Genomic DNA, 24779 nt, shown 5'->3' on the forward strand with positions numbered 1-24779 from the left:
CCACCTACTTTGAAATTTAATTTCATACTTTCATTATAACTTTAAGAAATTTAAAATCAATATTACTTTATTATTTTATGAAATTTAATTTCTTTTCATGACGAATTTATGTCCGTCCGTATGCAAAAAAGATGGGTTTCCCCATCTTCTCATTTCAGCTTCCGTAATCGCAAAGCTTCTTCTCTTGTTTCCATAAATTGATCTAGCACTTTATTACCAATGCGATTAAAGGTAATCACATATAGAGCATCTATCATGTTCAATTGCGTCATTCTTGAAGCAATACTTGCAATACGATGATCTTGTTCTACATCTGGCATACAAAGACGAATATCCGCCTCTTTATATAACGGTGATGATTGATCAAGCTTCGTAATCGCAATAACTGTTGCACCCTGTCTCTTCGCATATTGCGCCATTTCAAGTACATCTTTCGTACGACCAGATGTTGAAATCGCCACAAATATATCGCCTTCTTTTAAATTCGTCACAAGCGGCAACATCATATGAAAATCAGATAGCATCATCGCTGTAAATCCGAGCCTTGTAAATTTATAAGCTCCGTCCATCGCCGGAGTAGCTGACCCGCCTACTCCGTAAAAGATAATTTTATCGGCATTTACAATATGATCTGCAGCTTTTTCAAGTTCTTTTTTATCTATCGCCGTCACGCTCGCCTCAATTGCAGCTTTATTCACATATGTAACTTTATTAAACAAGTCATACGGTCCATCTTCCGTATTCATCACTGAAAAATCGTTAATATTATAATCAGCAATCGTTAATTCACGAACGAGCGCGATTTTAAATGCTTTAAAGCTCCCAATCCCAATCGATTTACAAAAGCGAACGACACTCGCCTCACTTGCGCCTGCATTCGTTGACACTTCTTTCGTCGTTAAGTTCGGAACAATCTCTGCATTCTCCGTTATGTACATGGCAACCTTCTTTTCAGCTGGTGAAAATTGATCCATATTACTTTCAATTTTAAATAGTAATGTTGAAGCTTTCACTATTTAACCTCCACTTCTTACGGTTGCGTATATTCTCTACTATCATTTACACCATATAGATAAAAACCATCATTACCAGGTGGATGGTGAACAATTACAGTTCCATCCCTTTTTTATATAACGTTATTTCACCTTCAAATCGGTATTTTCCCCATCCATGTATCCAAACTGCACAGTCAGATACAAAAGCATTCTACTTATAGTCTTTCGGGTTTTCATCTTCTACATAGGAAGAAAAAATAGAAACCGGAAAATCTTTCGCTTTTGATTCTTTCCATGCAGTAAACGGTGTACATACTGCAATAAGTATGATTATACCGATAACCTTCCCTCTCCTCGTCATATTACATACATAGATTTTACCATAATTACAACCTATTCAAGCTAATGACTATTGCTTTTTACTATAAAAAAAGAGCTTACCCACATCAGATAAGCCCTTCCTCTCTATACAAAATACTTCTTCAAAAGCGGCGGCGTAATAATCGTCGTCAATATAACAACAATAACAATCGCTGTGAAATTTTCTTTCGCTAGTAAATTCGCCGCCAGTCCATTTGCAGCAATAATAAGTGCTACTTCACCACGCGATACCATTCCCGCACCAATACTAATAGAAGATTGAAGGTTGAATCCTGTTAGTCTTGCTCCTAAACCTGATCCAATTAACTTTGTGAAAATCGCAATAAGCGTCATGATGATAATGAACCAAAGCTGGCTTCCGATACCTTGAAATGTAATTTCCATTCCGATACTTACGAAGAACACCGGTACAAATATTGCATAAGCAATCGGTTCAATTTTATGTTCTACTTCGTGCTTATACTCTGTTTGAGAAATGGCAATTCCGGCTGCAAATGCTCCAATAATGCCTGCAATTCCCATCATTTCACTGTAATAAGAAAAAGAGAAGCAAATAATAAGAGCCGCGCTAATTAACGCTTCTGTTACACGAAGCGGCACGAGCATTTTCATAATCCAAGGAACAACTTTCCATGCAATAAAAACAATGCTAACAAAGAAGATAATTTTCTTTACGATAACAAGTGTTATATTCACATCTTGCGTTCCTAAAAAGCTCATAACAAACGCTAATAAAATAACGACGATGACGTCATCAAATACGGCAGCACCTAAAATCGTTGTACTTTCTCTCGTATTCATTTTTCCTAAATCTCTTAGCGTTTGCACTGTAATACTAACTGACGTTGCGCAAAGTAATAACCCTAAAAAAATTGCATGAGATTGTATTAGTCCAAACAGCAATCCTGTTACATAACCACCTATGAAAGGAAAAATAATTCCACCAGCTGCTACTGCAAATGATGATTTCAAATTCCGATTTAGTTCTTCTAAATCTGTTTCAAGTCCAGCCATAAACATAAGGAGTAAAACACCAATCTCACTCAGCTCATCAATCAGTTCAGAACTATTTATAATACCAAGTACAGCTGGACCGATAATAATACCGATAATTAATTTACCAAGTACAGAAGGCTGGCCAAGCCTCACGCTAATATCACCAGCTAATTTCGTACAAAGTAAAATGACGACAAGTTCAAAATAAAATAACATAACATCTTCTCCTACTTTAACTTTAATCAGTGGGTCGTTAACCCTCGTCCATTCCTGCAAGTAGTTTCTCCTATTCATCCGCATTTTATTTGTCATATTTTTATTTGACAAAATATTCTGAATTATATTAAGATTAATCCAGCAATTTTAAAAAACTACGCACCATAACTGTACCTCCATTTCCTTACATACTCTTTTCTAGTGGGCTCATACTACATTCGCAGTTATGGAAATGAAAAACGGGGGGAGAGTCCAAAGTGAAATCATTATTACGAAAAAAGGCGATTACTACTGAATCACCACGACAACTACAAAGAACATTAACCGCACTTGATTTAACGTTTTTAGGAATTGGCGCCGTAATTGGGACAGGGATATTTGTATTAACAGGTATTGTTGCAGCGAAACATTCTGGTCCTGGTATTATGCTATCATTTCTTATTGCTGCATTTACTTGTGCTTGTGTAGCCTTTTGTTATGCCGAATTTGCTTCTTCTATTCCTGTCTCAGGAAGTGTGTATACTTACGCATACATGACAGTCGGAGAAGTCGTCGCCTTCATCGTCGGATGGTGTTTAATGCTCGAATATTTACTTGCCGTTGCAGCAGTAGCTGTCGGTTGGTCTGGTTATTTACAATCTTTACTACAAGGATTTAACGTTCATCTGCCCGCCATAATCGCCTCGGCCCCTGGCGTAGGAAAAGGTGGTCTCATCGATTTACCAGCTGTTTGTATTTTACTACTCATTACAGGTCTTTTAAGTTTTGGTATACGTGAAAGCGCACGCATTAATAATATTATGGTTCTTATTAAATTGGCTGTTATTATCGCCTTTATCGTAGCAGGCGCAAAATATGTAAAGCCTGAAAATTGGACGCCGTTCATTCCATTCGGGTACGACGGTATTATTACTGGAGCTGCTACTGTATTCTTCGCCTTCTTAGGCTTTGATGCAATCGCAACCGCTGCGGAAGAAACGAAAAAACCACAGCGCGATTTACCAATCGGCATTATCGGTTCCCTTCTTATTTGCACTGTTTTATATATGATCGTATCTTTCGTTTTAACAGGTATGGTTCCTTATACACAATTAGATGTTTCTGATCCAGTTGCTTTTGCCTTACATTTCGTTGGCGAAGATACAATTGCAGGACTACTCGCTGTTGGAGCGATGACTGGAATGACAACCGTTCTCTTAGTCGTTATGTATGGACAAGTTCGCGTTTCGTATGCGATGAGCCGTGACGGTTTACTTCCAAAAGCGTTAGCACGTGTAAATAAAAGAGTGAAAATCCCTTTATTAAATACGTGGATTACTGGTGTTGTTGCCGCTTTATTAGCAGGACTTTTAGATCTGCACGTATTAGCGAATTTAGTAAACATCGGTACATTAACAGCCTTTACATTCGTTTGCTGTGCAGTACTTATTTTACGAAAAACACACCCTAACTTAAAACGCGGATTCCGCACACCTTTCGTACCTGTACTACCAGTTGTCGCGATTCTTTGCTGCTTATATTTAATGATCAATTTGTCTAAAACAACATGGATTAGCTTTGCCGTTTGGCTTATAGTCGGCTTATGCTTCTATTTCTTCTACTCTAGAAAGCATAGTCACTTAGCTACCGAAAAAACGAATGATGAAAAGAAAAAAGCATAACAAAATAGCTCGCCGTTTTAGCGGCGAGCTATTTTTCTGTACTATTATATTTTTTCGTTAACGATTGTAAAATGAAAAATATGCCGATGCAAGCTGTAAACGATGCCCAATTTCCTATTGGCGTTGCGTATTTCACAATTCCAATACCTACAAGTAATAGGAAAATAATCACCTGATATATGAGCTTCCACTTTTGCATATATTCCCTCCTTTACTTCGTTCCCTTCTTTTTCTTCTTCCATGCATTTAAACTATCAAAAAAGAAGTTAATAAATAACGTGCCTAAACCTGCTAATAAAAACGTCATTAAAAATAGAACCCATATACTTTTTTCTTTTAAGAAATAATATCCTACAAGGAGCACAACCGCGATCCATACATATTCAAGAATTCTTTTTAGCTTTTTCTCTTCCAAATTATTCGCTCCTTTTTTCTATGCTATTTTTAGTATAACAAAAAAGAAGCCTATCATGATAAGCTTCTTTTCTTCTCTCTTATTTGTTTATGCTTTTTTCAACAAGTGAAATCGTATACTCTAATGTACGATTCATCGTTTCTACCTGTGCATCTTTTACTTTTACATCTTTCACTACAGCTTCGGCCACTGTAATTTTTTGACTCAGTGCTTTCACTGAACCGTCCGTTACATTTACATCTTGCGCTTTTTTCACTACTGCTTTTGCAGATTCAATATTGATTTGTAATTTTTCTTTCGGTGTTTTCGGTTGTTCTACTACTTTAGATTGTACAAATGTTACATTAGCTGTTTTTAATTCGTTATACGTTTGAACGATTTGCTCTCCCGTACTCCCTACATTTTCAAATGCTTGCTTTGCATTATTATAGCTTTTCTCTAATTCTTGAAATGCTTCCTTTAAATATTGACCTGGCTTATCACCAAACTCATACGTACCAGCTAGCACTTCTTTTACTTTTCCAAGCTCTTCAAATAACGCATTTACTTGCTCTAATTTCGTACGGTTAGAAAACTCATTGTACGCCGCTAATACTTCTGAAGAACTTAACGCTTTACTATATAATCTTGCAAGCGCGATTTGTCCATTTAACGGAATACCGCCATTTCCATTGCTATCAGGATCCGCTCCAAGTGCAAATGGTACATTTGGATGATACACTTTTCCTGTAGCCGGTTGGCTATTTACTTTTTTACCATCTACATAAATAGCTACTTCACTTCCGTTATACGTTCCTGTTAAGTGATATGTTTTGTTTGCTTCTAATTGAACGCCAACGCGTTTATAACTGCCGCCAATGTGAGCCCATAATTCAACATATCCACTTCCTGTAGATTCAAAACCAATTCCGCCACTCTCTGTATTTTGCAAAATACCTTGTCCGCGAATTTCATTCATTGAAAATACAGTTTCTAGCGTGAACGTATTTGCTACTTTCTCTTTTTGTGCTGCTGAAAATGGAAGGTATCCAAATGTGTTTGCTTTTCCGTTTAATTTCATAACATTCTTTTTCAATGCTTTATCATATTCAATAGTCACATTGCCCTTCACATCACCTTTTGTAGCAAATGGTGAATTGTCTTTAAATGTACCATCTGCAAAGTTCACATCGAAAACATCAGCCTTTGGTACTTTCACATTCGGGTCAATATTATCTTTTTTCGTAGTAATTTCCGCCGTTAATGGTTGTACACTTTCATTGCCAAATGAATCAATCGCAACTACTTCAAATGTATATGTTTTCCCACCATCTAACCCTGCCAGTGTAAATGTGAGCTCTTTCGGCACTGGATCACGATAAAACTCTGAGAATGCCAACAATTTGTTCTTTATTTCGCCCGTTTGCTTATCTCTAGCTTGTACACGATAAGAGTGAACAAGAAGGTTATCCAGCGCTTGTGGGAATGTTACTGTTGCTGCATTTTCTGTTACATTTGATACTGATAACTTCGCATCTGTCGAAAAAGATGGTTTTTCTTTATCACGATCTTCTACATGTGTAAAAGTTTCTTTCTTTGCTGGTAATTTAATTTTCCAAGGCTCACCTGTCCAAGAATTTGTATGGAAATCACGACGGTTAATCGTTACTTCTTCATCATCTACTTCTACTAATAAACCTTGGCTTAATGTACTAGCTCCTGGCGGGATATTCCCCTGTACTTTACCACCTTCAACTTCCATGTAACTTATAGAAGATGTACCAACGGATGTAAAGTCTTTTTGATGAATCGATCTTGGATCATCTAGCGGATAATGTGAATGACCTGAAAACGTAATAGCCTGCGGATATTCTTTTAATACCGCATTAATTTTTGCACTATCTTGCGTCCCCCATTCATGACTACCGTATACTGTCTCTTTAATGTGTTGATGTAAAAATACGAAAATCGGTTTTTCTGGGTCATCTTTTTGTGCTTTCGCCATCTCTTCTTTTAACCAATTAATTTGCTTGTCTGAATAATATCCGTGTGTTGTCCCATTTTCTGGCGACATAACAAGGAAGTGATACCCTTTCACCACTTTATGATAATAAATCGATTCCATTCCTGTTTTTTCTAAGAAACGCTTCTGTGCGCCCTCTACAGATAAACCGTTCCAATAATCATGGTTACCAAGAGAATTCATTCGTACGGCATCTTTATTTGCATTTTCATTATACACTTGCATGAAACGATCATATTGCTGCAGTGACCCTGTATCTGTGAAATCACCTACGATAACAAATGCATCTTGCTTTGGTGCAAGCGTATTGAGCTGTTCAATCGCTCGTTTCCAGCGAAACGTATCATCCGTTCCACTATTTTTAATATGTACATCACTTACAACTGGAAAAACGATCTTCTTTTCACTAGGTACCTTTTCTTGCTTCTTCTCTTCCGCTTTAACTGATGTACTCCACGGAAATGATACAAATGCTAATACAAAAACCATTAATAATCCAATAAGACCTTTTACTTTTCGTAAAGCAGTTCTGTCCACGTGTATCCTCCTCATAATAATCGATTCATTACAAGGGCTATTTTATCTAAAGCATATTAATGTCGTTTAAATAATAAATGAATTTTATTAGATTCTTGTAAATATACAGTTAATTAAAGGTTAAGTCCAACATTCTTCTTACTATTGTGTATACAACCACTTTTTGTCTAAAAGAGTCTGAGCATTCTTTTCCCATGTTTATTCACATATAATCTTTTCTATAACATGAATAATAATTTAAGTTTTAAGCCTGTTAGACAATCTTAATTTTTAACATTTCCTTCTTTTTTTAACACATCGGCCATGCTTCTACATTTAATAGTAGTAAAAGACTACTTAAAAAGGAGGGGGTTGTATTGAAGAATAAAAAAAACATTGGCTGTTTTGCTCCTTTGTCTATCATTTGCCCAGATCCTTGTCCACCTCCCCCTCCTCCAGATCCAGATTGCGAGCGAGTAACAAATGAATTTGCAGGAAATTTCCTTATAACGAATAACAACATTCCCTCCGCCAAAGATGAATCGCAATCGATGATACTGTGGCAAAGTGATGGAATGCTGCCTATATCAGGCACTGTCTCGGTTTACAATAGTACTAGCAGCACAGAAGCAATTACCATTGAAATCGTTGGAGCAGTAACCAATATTTTCACTGTGTTTCCTGGTAATACAATATCGTACACAGGAAAAGACTTACAGTCAGTTAATATTGCTAATATCCAACATAATCCTTCACTATATTTAGAAGGCAAGTACTGTTGCCAATTTACATGTTGTTTATAAAATACCAATCTTATTACTTCCTCAATTAAAAAAGCATACCATTTGCGGTATGCTTTTTTATGAAATCGGATAACGTACTGTAATACAAAACTCACCTTGATTAACAGTTGTTCCTGTTGTAGTAATTCGAACAGTCGTAAAATATCGTACAGTGAAAGTACCACTACTTTGTGGTTGTACGGTAATTGTATCAATTACTGTAGCACCTACTAAAAAATCAACTGTAATTGGAGCCGCACCTACATCATATTTCACGTAACCTGAACCATATACTTCTTGCGTGATATTATTTGTATATACAATTTGAGTACCAGCACCTGTAATAGACCAGTCTGTACATACTTGATCTTGTACAAGCGTTTTATTAGAACAACAAGACAAACTGGAACTTCTCATTCCCATTTTGATCCTCTCCTATTCTGCTATGAAAGTGGATAACGTGTTGTAATACAAAATTCTCCCTGATACGTTCCAGCAGGTGTTGCAGGTAACACAACTTGTATAATGTCAAAACGCCGATACGTAAACCCGATACTCGTTCCTGGGTTTAATGTTTGTGTATCTATTACAGTACCAGCAGAATCAAGCGCCTCTACAGTAATTGGTCCTGGTCCAACATCATATTTAACAAAACCAGTCCCCACTACGTTTTGGTTAATATTATTTGTATAGAGAACATTATCAATTGCTGTTGCAACTACAGTAGCAGACCACGGACTACACACTTTATCTTGTACATAATTTTTATCTGGACAACAAGTTAATGCTGCCCCTGAGCACTCACAAGACATAGTTGTTTCCCCTCTCTCTTTTATATTCCCTATATGTGTATGTCCCTCAGAGTCTTTTGCCTGTACTATTCATCTATTTTCAAAAAATATACAAATATCAATGACTAGATAGATTCCGTGCTGTTCCTTTTTTTCATAAATTTATAGGTTAATATACCACCGACAACGATAACGACGACTAGTAATATCGGTAGCATATATTGCCCCACAACATCCGCCGCTTTTTCCCAATGCGGACCTAATTTCATTCCAAAATAGACATATAAAGTTGTTAACGGGAACATTGCTACAAATGTATATATACTAAATTTCCATATGTTCATTTTCGCCATACCACATGGAACAGAAATAAGCGTTCGAACGCCAGGTACAAAGCGTCCAACAAATGCTACAACTGGTCCATATTTCTCAAAGAAATCATCTGCTTTTTGAATTTGTTCTTCTTTAATAAAGAAGTATTTCCCGTACTTTATTAATAGAGGACGACCACCGTAATAACCGAGTGCATATAACGTTAACGGTCCTGTCGTTCCGCCAAGTGTTCCAGCTAATACAGCTAGCCAAAAATTCATATCCCCCTCGTACACCCAATATCCAACCATAGGCAAAACGACTTCTGCTGGAATAAATTCAAACGTTAAAGCCAATACAACTCCAAAATAAGAAAACTGCTTTAAAAACTCAATTATATCTAAAATAATTTGCTCCATATTTTAACTCCTATCCTACGTTTACGTTATGCTTTTCTTGTAATTGAACTGGCGCCATTTTTACAATTCGGTTCAAAATAAATAACACAATCCCAATATCATCTAAAATACCGATGAACGGTAAGAAGTCTGGAATTAAATCGAGCGGCATCGCTACATAACCAACTAAAAAAGCAATGGATAAGATTTTCTTCTTTATTGAAACCTCTTTTGAAGTAAAAAAGTCAAATAGGAATGGAACAAATCGGCGAACATGAAATACAACTCTTAATCTACTAATAAGTTTTTTCATTTTTATATCTCCTCTCCTTGTATACAAAAAGGCCCCTACCAAATATGGTAAGGGTCCTAAAAAAGACAATAAGGGGCCTTTACCATTGCTGGTAAAGGTCTCACTAACAACGAAACGTTGCCAATAAAGCCGAGGGTTTCTCCCTGTAATGACGACTTTACTGTAATAAGTTACTCCCCTTTATATACACAATTTTATACAATCACATTAAAATATTTTGGAGGGCTTGTCAATATATTTTATATTCCAATCCCTTCTGCTTACCCTTCCATAAAAAACAAAAAACGTATAGGAAATTTCTTACTATCTCATAATATACATAATCATTTTTGAATGAAAGGAGAGGCTTCATTTGCATACAGTATGGAAAGGTGCACTTTCACTTGGACTATTAAATATAGGAATTAAACTATATAGCGCCGTAGAAGAAAACGATATCAAATTTTTAAGTCTCCATAAAGAATGCTTAACACCTATTAAATATAAAAAATTCGCTCCCGATTGTACAGATGAAGAAGTCGATGATAAAGATATTGTAAAAGCCTATGAATACGCACCTCATAAGTACATTATTATGGATGAAAAAGAATTATCTGCGTTGCAAAAAGCTCACGAACCACGATCTATTCGTATTATATCTTTTATCCAAAATAACGAAATTGATTCTGTTCTCTATGATCGTTCTTATTTTATAGGTCCTACTCCAGGACACGAAAAATCGTATTTATTATTAAAAGAAGCACTTGAACGTACGAATAAACTTGGTCTTATCCATATTTCCATTAGAAAAAAACAACATTTAGCTATTATCCGTAACTTTGAAGATGGGCTTATGTTGCAAACTATTCACTATCCTAATGAAATTCGCGATATAACAAATATACCTAACTTACCAAGTAACGAAAATTATCCGATTCAAAAACAAGAACTCACCGCAGCAATCAACTTAATTCACCATCTTACAAACCCTTTCGAACAAGAGTTATATACAGATGAATATAAAGAAGCCCTTACCGAATTAATAGAAAATAAAATTGAAGAACAGGAAAAAACGGAAACCATCTCTCCTGCTCCAAACATCATCAATATTATGGAGACATTACAGGCAAGTATTGAACAAGCAAAAATAAAAAGAGACAATAAAACAGAAAAAGAGGCCAAATAAAATTGACCTCTTTTTCTTTAAAGTGGATTACATTTCGGCATTTCGAGTCCAGATGATTGGGCTAATTTTAATAAATAATAACATTCTTCTCTTGCCATATGATCTGCCATTCTCGCTGATAATGCACTTAATATTTCATTTGATAACTCCAATTCTTCCACTTCATGTAAAAAATGCGAAAATAATTTTAGTTCAAGTGAAACATCTTTTGTAAACTTCTTTAATGCAGGAAAATGATGAAGCTCTGTTCTTAAATACCCCGTCATTTCAACTGCCTTCAAATAAAACTGTTCAAAGTGCTTCTCGAATTCTTCACTTTTCTCTTTTAATCTTTTTTCAACAAGATCTAACCCACCAGAAATAGAGCCTGCATGACCAGCTGCATCTGTTAACCAAACGAGATGATAATGAAGTTCATGAAAAACAGGTGGAATTTCCCCCTTCTTCAAAAACTCTAAAACCGTTATATACTCTTCCACTTCGTTTACCATATGATTAATAAAAGTCGGCGTAAAATGAATGGTAATTTTTCCTTCCAACTGTTTCTGTATAATATTTAATTTAAACGTCCGAATCTCCTTAGCAGCTTGTTCTGCCTCTTTTGAAAATGCAATGAGATTAACAGTATGAATTTTTTTTAGAAAGTCCGTAAACGTCTCAACAAAATAAGTAGCTTTTTTTATATCTTCTTTTTCCTTTGGAGCTAACGCATCAAGTAAAAATTGCGCATGATCACTCAGCACTTTTAGCCAAAATTGATGCTCAAACAACGCACTTTCTTCATAATTTCTCTCCACTAAATCCCCTCCGTTTATTCACCCTTCTCTACTACTTGAAGTTTATATCCATCTGGGTCTTGTACTACAATACTCCTCGCACATTCATTTTCTGTATATAAAATTTCATAAAACGCTAGCTTCTTTTTCAATTTCTCTATGTTAGAAATCGTAAATGTTAACGCCTCACATGAATCTGTAACAGCTTTTTCCCGCCCACCTAACATGCGATTCATGACAAAACTAATTCTCTTTGAATCAGAATCATACCAAACCCCCGTTACATCTAATTGCGGTCTTTCTAAACTAGGTTTAATTCCTAAAATCCCTTCGTAAAAATACAACGTTTCCTTTAAGTTTTTCACTTCCAATACAATGAATTGTTTTACAGTCTCCACATTCATTCCCCCCGTACCTATTACTTTTTTATATGTGTCATAAATGCTCATTATGTCTGAATACAATACGTAGTAATGAACATGTAAGGAGGTTTATTCGTGAATAAATATATGAGATCATTTGTGCCCTATCATAGTCCTCTCGATCCTTGTCCTCCTATCGGAAAAAAATATTATTCTACTCCTCCTAATTTATTTTTAGGCTTTCAACCGCCAAACTTACCGCAATTCACGCCAAAAGAAGCACTACAAAAAGGGACTTTATGGCCTGTTTTTTATGACTATTATGAAAATCCTTATAAAAAAGGGCGGTGACTACTGACGTGACTCAATCGCTACCAGAAGAATATTATCAGCTGTTACTAGAGCTTCAAGAACTAGACTTTGTACTAGTCGAACTCACTCTTTATTTAGATACACATCCCGACGACACTGCTGCTATTAATCAATTTAATGACTTTTCCTATAAACGAAGAGTATTAAAACAAAAGATGGAAGAAAAATACGGGCCACTCCAACAGTTTGGAAACAGCTATTCGAATGCCCCTTGGGAATGGAGCAAAGGTCCTTGGCCATGGCAAATATAAAGGAGAGAAACTATGTGGATTTATGAAAAAAAATTACAATACCCTGTTAAAGTAGGAACTTGCAATCCAGCACTTGCAAAATTATTAATTGAGCAATATGGCGGTGCAGATGGAGAATTAGCTGCTGCACTCCGTTACTTAAATCAACGTTATACAATTCCTGATAAAGTCATTGGCTTACTTACTGATATTGGTACAGAAGAATTTGCTCACCTTGAAATGATCGCTACGATGGTTTATAAGCTGACGAAAGATGCGACTCCTGAACAAATGAAAGCTGCTGGCCTTGACCCTCATTACGCTGATCATGATAGTGCACTCCACTACCATAACGCTGCTGGTGTTCCATTTACTGCAACCTATATACAGGCTAAAGGTGATCCAATTGCCGATCTATACGAAGATATTGCGGCTGAAGAAAAAGCACGCGCAACATATCAATGGCTCATTAACTTATCAGACGACCCAGATATAAATGACAGCCTACGCTTCTTACGTGAACGAGAAATCGTTCATTCACAACGTTTCCGAGAAGCGGTAGAAATTCTAAAAGAAGAACGTGATAAAAAAATATTTTTTTAAAACACGTATCCTAGCGGTATGTGTTTTTTTACGTTTAAAGTTAAATCCTTCCTATTAAATATACAAATAGTATATTTATTCGATTTAATGCATTATTTTTTAATTTTTTCAAAATTCCCTATTGCTTTCTAGTCATCAGACCTTTAAAATAATAACAGTTACTCGACAAATTGTTTGAATTTTCGACAAAAACACTCATTAGGAGGATTTTCTTTATATGCGTACAACTTTAAAACCAGCGCAAATACTTTCGATTAGTTTATTACTATTCGCAGTTTTCTTCGGTGCTGGTAATATGATTTTCCCGCCCCTTCTCGGCCTTTCTTCCGGAGAAAATATGTGGATTTCCATTACAGGATTTATTATTACAGACGTCGGTTTATCTTTACTAGCTATCGTCGCTGTTGCCCTTGCCGGTGGTAGTTTTAACACTTTAGCAAGCCGTGTTCACCCAAAATTCGCAGCAATATTCGCTATCATTATTTATCTTTCAATCGGCCCACTATTTGTTATTCCACGAACTGGATCTGTATCTTACGAAATTGGGATTGCACCACTTTTCCCGGACCAATGGTACTCTATGTTAGTTTTTAGTGCGATTTTCTTTACAGTCGTCTACTTCTTATCATTAAATCCATCAAAATTAGTAGATCATATCGGAAAAATATTAACGCCAATTTTACTTGGAATTATTGCAATTATGGCAACAAAAGCAATTCTTTCACCAGGAACGTTTGCAGAACCTGTTGGTGACTATAAAGAAATTCCATTTTTCAAAGGATTTCTTGAAGGGTTTTTAACGTTAGATGCAATCGGTGCTCTCGTATTATCAACGATCGTTGTAAATGCAATTCGCCAAAACGGTATACAAGAGAAGAAATCAATTGCGAAATATACAATTATTTGCGGAAGCATTGCCGCTCTATTTTTAACAATTGTGTACTTCTTACTCGGTTATATCGGTGCTTCAAACGGCAACTTAGGACAATTCGAGAACGGTGGTCAACTATTAGCGACTGTTATGTATCACTTCTTTGGGACAAGCGGTAATGTTTTATTAAGTATCGCCATTATCTTCGCTTGTTTAACGACAGCAATTGGTGTTGTAAGTGCATTTGCAAACTATTTCGCAACAGTACTAACAAATGTTTCTTACAAAAAACTCGTACTATACGTTTGTATTTTCAGCTTCGTGATTTCAAACTTAGGTTTAAGTTTATTAATCAAAATTACATTACCTGTATTAATTATTTTATATCCAATTACGATTATTTTAATTTTCGTATCATTTATAGATAAATATACGAAACGTAAACCTTCTGTCTACATCGGAGCAATGATCGCAGCATTCATTATTAGCTGTATTCATGCACTTGATAATGTGGGAATGATACCAAGTTTTATCGCTAATATCTTACACACGATTCCTTTTTATAACTTAGGAATCGGTTGGATCGTTCCAGCAATAATTGGTGGTATAATCGGATACTTTATTCCGCAAACAGAAGCTGAAGGCGAAGTTTCTACAAAATAAAGAAAAGAAGCAAGCATGAAATACATGCTTGCTTCTGTTTATTTTCTATCGCTACATACTGTATTTGTGTATGAACGGACCGTTAACGTATAGTAACCAAAGTAAATGATGATATACACCCCTATACTACCTAATAAAGGAATGCTATATTCAAACATACCTGTAAATCCCATCAAGCTTAAAAATGCAAAGAATGTATGACAAATCGCAAGAAGTAATGGTACTAAAAATATTGCACCTACTTGCTTTCTTACAGACTCTCTTGTTTCCTTTTTCGTTAGTCCAATTTTCTTTAACATCCCATACGCTGGTCGCTCTGCCATCGCTTCTGTTATTTGTTTAAAGTATAAAATACAACCTGTTGCAAGAATAAAGACAATCCCTAAAAATACACTAGCAAACAATAATACTGCCCCATCTTGCAATTCAGATTGGCTCGCCTCTTCAAAGGATTGGAATTTCGCTTCTTTGGAAAGGATATTCGCTAGATTTTTCGTTACCTCTGCATTACCATTTCCTTCAACGATAAATCCGCTAACTGTAGAAACAGCATGTCCCTGCTGCAACTTATTAAATAGCGAATCTTGAACAACAAGTCCAATTGGTGCAAGTTTCGCACTCACAACCGTTTCCTCTCGATGATCAACGATTGTAATATCACCCTTCATCCCTTCAAAGTAGACATGATTTCCTTCAAGTGAATTCTTTTCGATGTTATACGACTTATACGGATCTAATAAAATAACTTCCTTTTCAGAACCGAGAATAACTTGTTTCTTACCTAACATAGAAGCTACTTTATTATAATCTGTCACTTTTATCATTTGCACATTGCCATTACCTATTAAGTACCCAGTTAGTATTTGTTCTCCATTTATCTTCCCTCGCATCGAGAACATAGCTACAGACGTTTCATTTTTAATTGCTAATTCATGTTTTTGAATTTCTTCTCTAACCTTCTTATCTAATTCTTGCCCAGTTGTTACATACTCATAACTAACTGGATTCATTAATGTCGCTGTCTTCTGTGCTCCATAATACATACTAGAACTAATTCCAATGGTACATAATGTTACCGCACTTAATAAAGATAATAACGCCAGCATCTTTACGTTTCCTTTTATTCTAAAGAACAATGAAGAAATCGATAAAATGTTCGTTCCATTCCAATATTTCGTTTTATCTCCCTTTATTTTATGGAGTGATTTCACTGTATATTGCTCAAATAGTAAAAACGTACCTTTTACAATACAGCCAAAAATAAGTAGACCTGTAATAAAAATCGCTCCAAATCCAAAAACTTGTGTAAGTAGCGCAATGATATAACCTGTAATTAATAAAACAATTGCTCGTTTTGCCTTCTTACTTGAATACGTAGGTGCCTCTTCTTTTTGATTTTCGCCATATAGTAATTCAACTAAACGATGCTCATAAATTAACTTTTTACTTTTCCATGATGCAATAAAGAAAATTGCACCTATCGTTATAAGAACTTCTACTATAGATAAAAATGAAATCGTAAATGTAAAAGTAAATGCACTTCCCATTAACTTTACGAGAAACCCTGCGCACATATTCGCTATAAATAAACCAGCAAGAATACCTAACACACTTGCCGCAGCACCAACTAATAATGTTTCATAAAAGAGTAACTTCGCAATCTCCTCTTTACGGATACCTAGTAAACTGTATAGTGCAATTTCTTTTTTCTTCTTTCGTAAAAAGAAGCTATTACAATAAAAAATAAATATCGTTAAAAAGATAATCAACAATATTTGTGCAAACGTAAATGTCGTTTCCACCTTATCCGATTCTTTTAAAAGAGCTACTACACTTTCATTTCGTTTAATCGATACGAATGTAAAATAAATAATAATGCTGCCTACTAATGAAATAAAGTATAGAAAATAATCTTTCATATTTCGTTTTATACTACGTTTTGATACTTCTAAAAAATCCATCGTATACCTTCACCCGCTCTCGTATTTCTCTATACATGAAGTGTATACGAAATTGTATTTCTCCCCTATCGATTTTCATTACATCTCTCTTACGATATTGTAATATAACAAAATAAAAAAAACCTAGTCTCCTAGGTTCTTTACATCGTATGCTTAAAAGTAAATAACTCTTCTTTCGACTGCACAACAGATTGTTCCTCTTCTACAACATCCTTCTTTATCTCTCCTCCCAACCTTACTTTCATCATCGCCTCTTCGATACTTTTTACAATCATATTTCCTGAAAAAATAGTAAGTCCAAAAAATGTAATCGGAACGAGAGGGATCCACGGATTCACTGTTAATGATCTAAAATAGACTCCAATTAACCCTGACCATTCATGTGTGTAAGATTCTATTTCTTCTATCGGTCCTAAAAACTTAACCGTTCCGCCAAAGAATATTTCTAGTAACCCTAAGTGCAGTAAAATAGTAAGAGTCTGCGTAAACTGCTGAAAAAATACAAGTATAAACGTCATATAAAGATGCGGGAAAAGATGCTTTATAACAATATGTCTTCTCGATCCACCTAATATGCGCGCGGCATCAACAAATTCCTCCGTTCGCAATTTACGAACTTCCTTCGCAACATACAGTGCAATAACTGGCATTACAAGCATTACAAGTAAGACAACTTGAAACGAAGCCCTTTCAAAAAAGGTTGTTGTTTCCTCCCCACTTCCAAATGTACTTGCAAATTGAAGAAAAAAATACGCAATCATAACTGTCGGAATAACTGTAAAACTATCAAAGAAAGCCTCAATTTTTGAAAATCCTCTTTTTATGTACGTTCCGAGCACGACACCGAAAAATACACCTATTACCATTCTAAGTGCCGCAATTAAAATAGATATACCAACCGTCCATTTCGCGCCCTCAATGACTAAATGTAACAGGTCATACCCTTTCCGATCTGTCCCGAGTAAAAATTGTAATGAAGGTGGAAACGGTGGCACTTGTGGATTTTCATCCGCATCATATTGCAATGTAACTTGTCTAATATGTCCATCATTCCATAACGTATTTCCGATGCTCAAAAGAACTAATAGAAGAAGAAACCCAATACTTATCCAAAATCTTTTATCACGTTTTATATACGTCCACATATTATAATCTCTCCTTCATCGCAGCCGGAATGAGATAATGAAACAATTTAAATAAAATAAAAATCGGAATATAAATAAGCAGTACACTCACGATAAAAACTTCAACTCTAATACCCTCATACGATTTCAAAAACATAAAAATACCACCCGTATTAAAAATCCATTCTATAATATATAAATTAGATAACATAAAAAAGATATTCGTTTTCGCAAAGAATAATGTACTAAGCAACACATTTCGTAAAATATGACGATTTAAAATATGAAAGCGCCCCAGCCCTTTCGCCTTAGCAAATAGTACATAATCTTTTTCTAGTTCATTTTCAAAACGAAGCACGACCATTTTTACAAACATAATCGTAGTTGGGATGCTCAAACATAATATTGGCAACCCCCTAATCGACTCGCCTCCAATTGAAGCAATTTGAAAAGGTAAAAAACCTGTTTGTTTAAAAAACCATACAACTAAAATTTGTGATACTAAAATAAGAAGGATATCTGGAATGGATTCTAGGAAGATAAGAAATGATTTAATTCGATGTTGTATACGCGGTGAACTACTCATAATTACATAAACAATACAAAATGCTACAAATAATGAAATGAAAAAAGCAGCTAACAATATAATAATTGTTTCTTTATAATGGACAAACAACTGTGGAAATAAAAATTTATCTCCCGCATATTGCAAATTGGAAATATCCATTAAGTTCACAAACACCTCTTTTAAACTCTGTATGTACTTTGATACATCCAGCTTAAATCCATAAAACAATTTCGGCAGAGCCCCTAACATAATAATCCCCAAAATTGAAATAAGAAATTGAATCGTCACTTCCATTCCATTCAAAAATACTTTTTTGATCATTTTCGCCCTTCTCTCTCTATAATTTACCCCTTAATTTTATTCTTAATTTTCTGAATTGTAAATATTTAATATATAAAAAATCGCTAGGTTATGACCCTAACGATTCTTTGTGTAACTGTTTTTCTCTTTTCGCAAATGGCATATACAAAATAAAACATCCAATAAGCGCTGCGAGTTCTAATGAAATAATATAGTAAGGATGCGGCCCTAACATATCGAGTAATGAAGCAGTTTCTGGCTTATGAGCTAGAAACATATAATTACCACCTGTTTTGTAATTTACAAACGAAACAATCGGAATCAATATGTTTAAAAATATCATTGTGCGTTTAATAGATTGTACTGTCGGACGATATCCTTCCACCCAAGTCATAAAGAGCGGTGCCCAAATGAGCAATATATGCGCGATAAAATATTCAATGAACCGAAAATGCGGAAAAGCATACTGCAAGTTTGGCGTTAAAATGGCTTGTGATGCACCAATAATTCCTGTAAAAAATACAATCTCATATATGCGGTAACTTTTCGTTATGATCATAACTGACGCTAACAACAAACTAATCGTACATAACTCAAACGGTAATGAAGTAGCTAGCTCAAAAATCCCTGCTTTCCACTCCCACATATGCAGTCCAATTTCACTCCCTATAAATAAAAATGCAATCGCATATCGAACCGTTATATTCCACTCATTTTGACGTAATACATCTTGGTATTGATATAAAAAAACGATTCCCACCAACATAATAAATAATATAATGGCATGTTGCCTTGAGTAGGGAATAAACGGTTTTAATGGATGCGCACTAAAATAAGCTTCCATCTTCCTTCCTCCTCTCCTTCATACAATATTATTGTAAGAAAGAAACAACGAGTCAATTCATTTGCTTACACTGGGACAAGCTCTACCTTACATTTACATATTCATACCTTACAAAACTGTAAGGTTATTGTAAGCTAAAACGATTTGTCAGATTCTTCACCTCTTCTATACTTAATGTAGATACTAAAACGAACGAAAAGGTGATAAATAGATGAAGAAGAAAAATAAAGTGTTAATTACTAGTGTAGTAGCAATCGGAATTGCAGCTGGATCATATTTTGCATTTGCTGGCGGTAGCTCAGATGTTGCAATGGCATATAGCGGATATAAAGTAACAGAAAAACAAATTGAAAACGCGCAAAAATTTGGCGGTGAAGTTATTCCAAACGGCATCGAAACAATTTCATTTGATCCAACAAAAGGAACGTATGAATTAGCTGTAAAAAAAGGCGATGAAGTAAAAAAAGGTCAACTCCTTTTTAAATACAATGACCCTGCTGCTAAACAAGGTGTAACAGAAGCAGAAATGCAAAAGAAAATCGCACAAAAAGAAGTAACATTGTTCCAAAAACAAATTGATGCAGCGAAACAAAAATTACAAAAAGATAAAAATGCAGGTCTTCCTGCTGAAGCATTAAAAGCATCAGAAGTCGAAGTTGGACAATTAGAATCACAACTTGAAATGAAAAAGTTTGAAATAGAAAAAGCTGATGAAATGATTAAAACGGCAAAAGAGAGAGTAAGCAATCTTTCTGTAACAAGTCCTGCTGATGGCGTAATTGATGATATCGTAAAAACTACTGATGAAAAAACAGGTATGAGCGGTATTACACTTCGTCACGCTGGCCCATTTAAAGTAAAAGGTCAACTTTCTGAATATGAACTTGCTAGTATGAAAGTTGGGCAAGAAGTAACTGTTTCTTCAAAAACGGTCGCTGGTAAGACTTGGACAGGAAAAGTAACAGAAATCGGTTCTACACCATTAAAGAGTATGGACGAAAACAAAACAGTTTCTAACTATCAATTCACTGTCACATTAGATAATAGTGAAGAATTACAAAACGGCTTCCACGTTTACGTAACGAGTAAATCTGGCGAAGCAACTGGCACAATTGTTCCGAAAAGCAGCATCGTGAAAAAAGGTGACAAAAATGTTGTCTTCGTCATAAAGGACGGTAAAGCGAAAGAACAAGCAATTACTGTTGAATTCGAGACTGATAGCGAAGCAAAAGTTTCTGGAGTGAAAAAAGGAGAACAAATTATCTCTAAACCTGAAAAAGACTTAAAAGATGGTATGGAGGTTGTCGTTGAATGATTAACTTAAAAGGCATCACGAAATCCTTCCAAAATGGTGCAGAATCCGTTCAAATATTACACGGAATTGACGTAACACTGAACCAAGGAGAATTCACTTCTATTATGGGACCATCTGGTTCTGGTAAATCAACATTAATGAACATTATCGGTTGTTTAGATAAACCAACGACAGGTACGTACGAACTTGCTGGACAAAACATTTCAAACATGTCTGAAACAGAACTTGCACGCGTTCGTAATAAGGAGATCGGATTCGTATTCCAAAACTTCATGTTATTACCGAGACTTACAGCACTTCAAAATGTAGAGCTACCTCTTATTTACGCTGGAGTTGATAAAAAAGAAAGACGTGAGCGCTCATTAGCTGCTTTAACAAAAGTAGGTTTAGCTGATCGTGCCACTCACTTACCGAACGAATTATCAGGTGGACAAAAGCAGCGTGTCGCTGTTGCACGCGCAATCGTAAATAACCCGAAATTTATCTTAGCCGATGAACCAACGGGGGCACTTGATACGAAAACAAGTACACAAATTATGGACCTCTTTTACGAATTAAATAAACAAGGCTCAACAATCATTATGATTACCCATGATCGTGAAATTGGAGAAGCAGCAGCACGCCAAATTGTAATTCGTGACGGAAATATCGTCCAAGATTGGAGAGGTTAATTTTGAACACGAGTGAAAATATACGCATGGCCCTTTCCTCTATCTTTGCTCATAAAATGCGTTCTATTTTAACGATGTTAGGTATTATTATCGGTATTAGTGCCATTATTACTATCATTTCAATGGGTGATGGTACAAACGCAAAGTTTAAAAAAGAGTTAGGCCAAGGAAAAGATAACGAAGTAACGATTTACTACAACAATCCTGACTATGGAACAGATAATGCCAAAATTACAGCTGATATGCTAAACCGACTGCAAACTGTACCAGGCGTCAAAGATGTGTATCCAGATGTAAGTATGAAAGTAAAAGCATCTGCTGGTTCAAAAGATGTAAATCTTGATTTAAAAGGTGGAACAGGCGCTTTTATGACAGATTCGAAAATAAAATTAGTTCACGGTCGTGAATTAAACGACAGTGAGCTAAACCAAGCAATCCCTGCTGTTATATTAAATGAAGAAGCTTTCAATAAATTGTTTAATGGTTGGGAACCAAATTTATACACAGATATAAAAGGAAAGCCATATAAAGTAGTCGGTGTGTACGAAACAAAAAATGAATTTGGAATGGCTATGTCAGAAGGTTATACATCACTTGAAAACGCCCCTGTCATTTCAGGAGTAACTGAGTATGACTCTGTAAGATTAACAATGACCTCTCCGGCCGAACGTAAAAATGTAGAAAAACAAGCTGTTTCTGTTTTAAACGAAATGAAAGCTCCTAAATTTGAGCACAAATTCGAAGCACAGGATTTAGGTGAATTTACGAAGCAATTAGATGAATCAATCGGTATGATGAAAATGGTATTCGGTGGTATTGCCGCTATCTCCTTACTTGTTGGTGGTATCGGTGTAATGAACATTATGCTTGTATCTGTAACAGAGCGTACACGTGAGATTGGTATTCGTAAAGCTCTTGGTGCAACGCGTGGTAAAGTATTAACACAATTCTTAATTGAATCTTGTATTTTAACAGGACTAGGTGGTTTTATCGGATTCATGCTCGGTATCTTCTTCGCTTGGATCGTCTCCATCTTTGCTGGATGGCCACTCGTTGTCTCAAAAGAACTTGGACTTCTTGCAGTAGGTATCTCCATGTTAATCGGTATTATATTCGGTCTACTACCAGCTAACAAAGCTGCAAAACTGGATCCAATTGAATGTTTACGATATGAATAAACAAAAACGTAGGAGTTTACACTCCTACGTTTTTTATTTATCCCGCTTTAATGGGCAGTAAGACCCCCACCTCAAAATTCAGTGAAAGCAAAGAAGTTAGGTGGGGATCAACTGCCCATAAAAGTCCGATTGGTTCAACTAATAATCAGTGGAGGATGAAGAAAACCCCCACTGATTAAAGTTTCACTTTATCTATTAAATCGTGTTTCTTCTATTATATATGTTTCACGTTATAAACATCTTTCATTATTTTAATCTACTAAATCTATTATAGAATCCTATTATTGCAAAAATACTATGTGAAAGTCGAAAATCAAGGCGTAATTTTTTCCATACCTCGACTTATTTTGTAACAATTATAGCGATATTTTATTAAATTTCACCTCATTTTTATTTCTCCACAATTAAAATAGTTATTTTTACATAACTACTTTTCTGTTCCGACAGCAAAATACGCCATTTTTGTAATGATTACGAAATAATTACGTAATACTATAGAAATACTATTAACCTATCAGAAATTGAAATACTACCTTTTTTATGCATCATATGCTCTAACCCCCCCTAAAAACTATAAGAAATCGCTTTTAGGATATTACTGGAATTATTACAGAATATTAATGACCCGTTACGAAAGCTTTGTAATTTTATGTTTTTCGCAAATAAGAAAATAATGGTTGCTATAATGAGGTCAACGAAAACAAATGCAATGGAGGCTATTATGAAAAAATTTATGGGTATAGCAACAGCAGCGGTTTTTGGTCTTGGGATTTTCACAACATCTGCTAAAGCAGAAACAATCGTAACGACTGATGTACTAAATGTACGAGAAAACCCAACTACTGAATCAAAAGTTGTAGGAAAATTATTAGATGGATATAAAGTTAACGTTTTACATACAGAAAACGGATGGTCAAAAGTGAAATTGAATAGCGGTAAGGAGGCTTTCATTAGCGCTGACTACACAAAAGACACTTACTACGTAACAGCTAACGTATTAAACGTACGTGCTGGTGCAAACACAGACTCAGAGATTCTTGGGAAATTGAAACAAGATGACGTAATCGAAACAACACACCAAGTTGAAAATGGTTGGATCCAATTTGAATATAACGGAAAAACAGCTTACGTTCACGTTCCTTACTTAACAGGTAAAGCTCCAGTTAAAGTTCAACCAGTAGTTAAAGCTGAAAAAACAACTACAGTTCAAGATACAGCTAAAGCCGTGGCAACAACTAAAGCTCGTGAAGTAGCTGAAACGCAAGCAAAAGCTAAAGCGGAGGAAGCAACTAAAGCTCGCGAAGCAGCTGAAGCTCAAGCAGCGGCTAAAGCTCGTGAAGCAGCTAAGGCTCAAGAGGCAGCTAAAGCTCAGGCAGAAGCTAAAGCTCAAGAAGCAGCTGAAGCTCAAGCAGAAGCTAAGGCTCAAGAAGCAGCTAAAGCTCGTGAAGCAGCTAAAGCTCAAAAAGCAGCTGAAGCTCAAGCAGCGGCTAAAGCTCAAGAGGCAGCTAAAGCTCGTGAAGCAGCTAAAGCTCAAGAAGCAGCTGAAGCTCGTGAAGCAGCTAAAGCTCAAGAAGCAGCTAAAGCTCGTGAAGCGGCTAAAGCTCAAAAACCAGCTACACAACAACCTGTTGCAAAAGAAACTGAAACAAGTGCACCATCATCTTCTCGTGAGTTACGCGTTGTAGCAACAGCTTACACAGCAGATCCACTTGAAAATGGTTATAAAGCAGGCGACCAAGTAAAATCAGCTTTAGGTCACAACTTAACAGCTAATCCAAACATGAAACTAATCGCAGTTGATCCAAGTGTCATTCCATTAGGTTCAAAAGTATGGGTTGAAGGTTACGGAGTAGCAATCGCTGGTGATACTGGTGGAGCTATTAAAGGAAACAAAATCGATGTTTTAATGCCAGACAAAGGTACATCAAGTAACTGGGGACGTAAAACAGTTACAGTTAAAGTATTAAACTAGTTCGTATAAAAAGAGTCGGTCTCAAT

The 24779-nt window shown here is 35.6% G+C and carries 26 protein-coding genes and 1 pseudogene; 11 read left to right on the top strand and 16 right to left on the bottom strand.

The window, feature by feature from the left end; genetic code table 11:
* Positions 1 to 149: 149 nt before the first annotated feature.
* The 3 genes and pseudogenes from QCI73_RS23295 to QCI73_RS23305 all read right to left on the bottom strand — a co-directional run bounded on the left by QCI73_RS23295 (position 150) and on the right by QCI73_RS23305 (position 2684).
* The gene (locus tag QCI73_RS23295; RefSeq protein WP_000648179.1) at positions 150 to 1013 is read right to left on the bottom strand and encodes a MurR/RpiR family transcriptional regulator; all 864 of its coding nucleotides are present in this window, start codon (positions 1011 to 1013) and stop codon (positions 150 to 152) included.
* A 17-nt stretch (positions 1014 to 1030) separates the two neighbouring features.
* Positions 1031 to 1356 (bottom strand): annotated as a pseudogene (locus QCI73_RS23300) (outer surface protein).
* Positions 1357 to 1460: 104 nt separating this feature from the next.
* Positions 1461 to 2684 (bottom strand): cation:proton antiporter, encoded by a 1224-nt coding sequence (locus QCI73_RS23305; RefSeq protein ID WP_390892143.1) that lies wholly within the window; start codon positions 2682 to 2684, stop codon positions 1461 to 1463.
* Between the two features lie 161 nt (positions 2685 to 2845).
* Here QCI73_RS23305 and bcaP point away from each other — a divergent pair, with 161 nt between their 5' ends.
* Positions 2846 to 4249 (top strand): branched-chain amino acid transporter BcaP, encoded by a 1404-nt coding sequence (gene bcaP, locus QCI73_RS23310; RefSeq protein WP_353823851.1) that lies wholly within the window; start codon positions 2846 to 2848, stop codon positions 4247 to 4249.
* 28 nt (positions 4250 to 4277) lie between these two features.
* Here the strand turns inward: bcaP and QCI73_RS23315 are convergent, their stop codons facing one another.
* The 3 genes from QCI73_RS23315 to QCI73_RS23325 all read right to left on the bottom strand — a co-directional run bounded on the left by QCI73_RS23315 (position 4278) and on the right by QCI73_RS23325 (position 7203).
* Positions 4278 to 4448, bottom strand: a complete 171-nt coding sequence (locus QCI73_RS23315; protein ID WP_001174836.1) for a hypothetical protein — start codon at positions 4446 to 4448, stop codon at positions 4278 to 4280.
* Positions 4449 to 4460: 12 nt separating this feature from the next.
* Positions 4461 to 4664, bottom strand: coding sequence for a hypothetical protein (locus QCI73_RS23320; protein WP_000391504.1), 204 nt, complete (start codon positions 4662 to 4664; stop codon positions 4461 to 4463).
* A 79-nt stretch (positions 4665 to 4743) separates the two neighbouring features.
* A complete protein-coding gene (locus QCI73_RS23325) occupies positions 4744 to 7203 on the bottom strand; it encodes a LamG-like jellyroll fold domain-containing protein (RefSeq protein ID WP_353823852.1) in 2460 nt (819 codons plus the stop codon).
* A gap of 356 nt (positions 7204 to 7559) precedes the next feature.
* Here QCI73_RS23325 and QCI73_RS23330 point away from each other — a divergent pair, with 356 nt between their 5' ends.
* Positions 7560 to 7985: an S-Ena type endospore appendage gene (locus QCI73_RS23330; RefSeq protein ID WP_000791313.1), complete on the top strand. Its 426-nt coding sequence runs from the start codon at positions 7560 to 7562 to the stop codon at positions 7983 to 7985.
* A gap of 57 nt (positions 7986 to 8042) precedes the next feature.
* Here QCI73_RS23330 and QCI73_RS23335 read toward each other — a convergent pair whose 3' ends face one another.
* The 4 genes from QCI73_RS23335 to QCI73_RS23350 all read right to left on the bottom strand — a co-directional run bounded on the left by QCI73_RS23335 (position 8043) and on the right by QCI73_RS23350 (position 9778).
* Positions 8043 to 8387 (bottom strand): DUF3992 domain-containing protein, encoded by a 345-nt coding sequence (locus tag QCI73_RS23335; RefSeq protein WP_000525809.1) that lies wholly within the window; start codon positions 8385 to 8387, stop codon positions 8043 to 8045.
* 20 nt (positions 8388 to 8407) lie between these two features.
* Entirely contained in the window at positions 8408 to 8776 is a 369-nt protein-coding gene (locus tag QCI73_RS23340; protein WP_001277529.1) for a DUF3992 domain-containing protein, read from the bottom strand.
* Between the two features lie 104 nt (positions 8777 to 8880).
* A complete protein-coding gene (locus QCI73_RS23345) occupies positions 8881 to 9486 on the bottom strand; it encodes a DedA family protein (protein ID WP_000435022.1) in 606 nt (201 codons plus the stop codon).
* Positions 9487 to 9496: 10 nt separating this feature from the next.
* Positions 9497 to 9778 carry a YkvA family protein gene (locus QCI73_RS23350; RefSeq protein WP_000733844.1) on the bottom strand — a complete coding sequence of 94 codons (282 nt, stop codon included), beginning with the start codon at positions 9776 to 9778 and terminating at the stop codon, positions 9497 to 9499.
* A 352-nt stretch (positions 9779 to 10130) separates the two neighbouring features.
* On the opposite strand from QCI73_RS23350, the gene ku reads away from it, so the two are divergent.
* Entirely contained in the window at positions 10131 to 10943 is an 813-nt protein-coding gene (ku, locus tag QCI73_RS23355) for a non-homologous end joining protein Ku (RefSeq protein ID WP_000557757.1), read from the top strand.
* A gap of 17 nt (positions 10944 to 10960) precedes the next feature.
* On the opposite strand, the gene QCI73_RS23360 is transcribed toward ku, so the two are convergent.
* Both QCI73_RS23360 and QCI73_RS23365 read right to left on the bottom strand, forming a co-directional pair.
* Positions 10961 to 11740, bottom strand: coding sequence for a DUF2935 domain-containing protein (locus tag QCI73_RS23360; RefSeq protein WP_000440967.1), 780 nt, complete (start codon positions 11738 to 11740; stop codon positions 10961 to 10963).
* 14 nt (positions 11741 to 11754) lie between these two features.
* Positions 11755 to 12183, bottom strand: coding sequence for a VOC family protein (locus tag QCI73_RS23365; protein ID WP_118991701.1), 429 nt, complete (start codon positions 12181 to 12183; stop codon positions 11755 to 11757).
* A 33-nt stretch (positions 12184 to 12216) separates the two neighbouring features.
* Here QCI73_RS23365 and QCI73_RS23370 point away from each other — a divergent pair, with 33 nt between their 5' ends.
* The 4 genes from QCI73_RS23370 to brnQ2 all read left to right on the top strand — a co-directional run bounded on the left by QCI73_RS23370 (position 12217) and on the right by brnQ2 (position 14820).
* Positions 12217 to 12432 carry a spore coat associated protein CotJA gene (locus tag QCI73_RS23370; protein ID WP_001046257.1) on the top strand — a complete coding sequence of 72 codons (216 nt, stop codon included), beginning with the start codon at positions 12217 to 12219 and terminating at the stop codon, positions 12430 to 12432.
* Between the two features lie 8 nt (positions 12433 to 12440).
* Positions 12441 to 12704 carry a spore coat protein CotJB gene (locus QCI73_RS23375; protein ID WP_000194492.1) on the top strand — a complete coding sequence of 88 codons (264 nt, stop codon included), beginning with the start codon at positions 12441 to 12443 and terminating at the stop codon, positions 12702 to 12704.
* A gap of 12 nt (positions 12705 to 12716) precedes the next feature.
* Complete coding sequence (cotJC, locus tag QCI73_RS23380; RefSeq protein WP_000265273.1) at positions 12717 to 13286, top strand: spore coat protein CotJC; 570 nt, start codon at positions 12717 to 12719, stop codon at positions 13284 to 13286.
* Between the two features lie 217 nt (positions 13287 to 13503).
* Complete coding sequence (brnQ2, locus tag QCI73_RS23385; RefSeq protein WP_353823855.1) at positions 13504 to 14820, top strand: branched-chain amino acid transport system II carrier protein BrnQ2; 1317 nt, start codon at positions 13504 to 13506, stop codon at positions 14818 to 14820.
* Between the two features lie 38 nt (positions 14821 to 14858).
* On the opposite strand, the gene QCI73_RS23390 is transcribed toward brnQ2, so the two are convergent.
* The 4 genes from QCI73_RS23390 to QCI73_RS23405 all read right to left on the bottom strand — a co-directional run bounded on the left by QCI73_RS23390 (position 14859) and on the right by QCI73_RS23405 (position 19617).
* Positions 14859 to 16781 carry an FtsX-like permease family protein gene (locus QCI73_RS23390; protein ID WP_353823856.1) on the bottom strand — a complete coding sequence of 641 codons (1923 nt, stop codon included), beginning with the start codon at positions 16779 to 16781 and terminating at the stop codon, positions 14859 to 14861.
* 140 nt (positions 16782 to 16921) lie between these two features.
* Positions 16922 to 17926, bottom strand: a complete 1005-nt coding sequence (locus QCI73_RS23395; protein ID WP_353823857.1) for an ABC transporter permease — start codon at positions 17924 to 17926, stop codon at positions 16922 to 16924.
* 1 nt (position 17927) lies between these two features.
* The gene (locus QCI73_RS23400; RefSeq protein WP_353823858.1) at positions 17928 to 18794 is read right to left on the bottom strand and encodes an ABC transporter permease subunit; all 867 of its coding nucleotides are present in this window, start codon (positions 18792 to 18794) and stop codon (positions 17928 to 17930) included.
* Between the two features lie 88 nt (positions 18795 to 18882).
* Positions 18883 to 19617, bottom strand: coding sequence for a YwaF family protein (locus QCI73_RS23405; protein WP_353823860.1), 735 nt, complete (start codon positions 19615 to 19617; stop codon positions 18883 to 18885).
* A gap of 211 nt (positions 19618 to 19828) precedes the next feature.
* Between QCI73_RS23405 and QCI73_RS23410 the strand changes: the two genes are divergently transcribed.
* From QCI73_RS23410 to entC, 4 genes are all read left to right on the top strand, one after another.
* The gene (locus tag QCI73_RS23410) at positions 19829 to 20932 is read left to right on the top strand and encodes an efflux RND transporter periplasmic adaptor subunit (RefSeq protein ID WP_262724745.1); all 1104 of its coding nucleotides are present in this window, start codon (positions 19829 to 19831) and stop codon (positions 20930 to 20932) included.
* Positions 20929 to 21603, top strand: coding sequence for an ABC transporter ATP-binding protein (locus QCI73_RS23415; protein ID WP_000609103.1), 675 nt, complete (start codon positions 20929 to 20931; stop codon positions 21601 to 21603). Before QCI73_RS23410 ends, QCI73_RS23415 begins: the two co-directional genes overlap by 4 nt.
* A gap of 26 nt (positions 21604 to 21629) precedes the next feature.
* Complete coding sequence (locus tag QCI73_RS23420) at positions 21630 to 22781, top strand: ABC transporter permease (protein ID WP_412676133.1); 1152 nt, start codon at positions 21630 to 21632, stop codon at positions 22779 to 22781.
* A 598-nt stretch (positions 22782 to 23379) separates the two neighbouring features.
* Entirely contained in the window at positions 23380 to 24753 is a 1374-nt protein-coding gene (gene entC / locus QCI73_RS23425) for a cell wall-binding protein EntC (RefSeq protein WP_353824131.1), read from the top strand.
* The last annotated feature ends 26 nt before the right edge of the window (positions 24754 to 24779 follow it).

Origin of the sequence: Bacillus cereus group sp. MG16, assembly GCF_040459875.1 — a bacterium.
GTDB classification, from domain to species: Bacteria; Bacillota; Bacilli; order Bacillales; family Bacillaceae_G; genus Bacillus_A; species Bacillus_A paranthracis.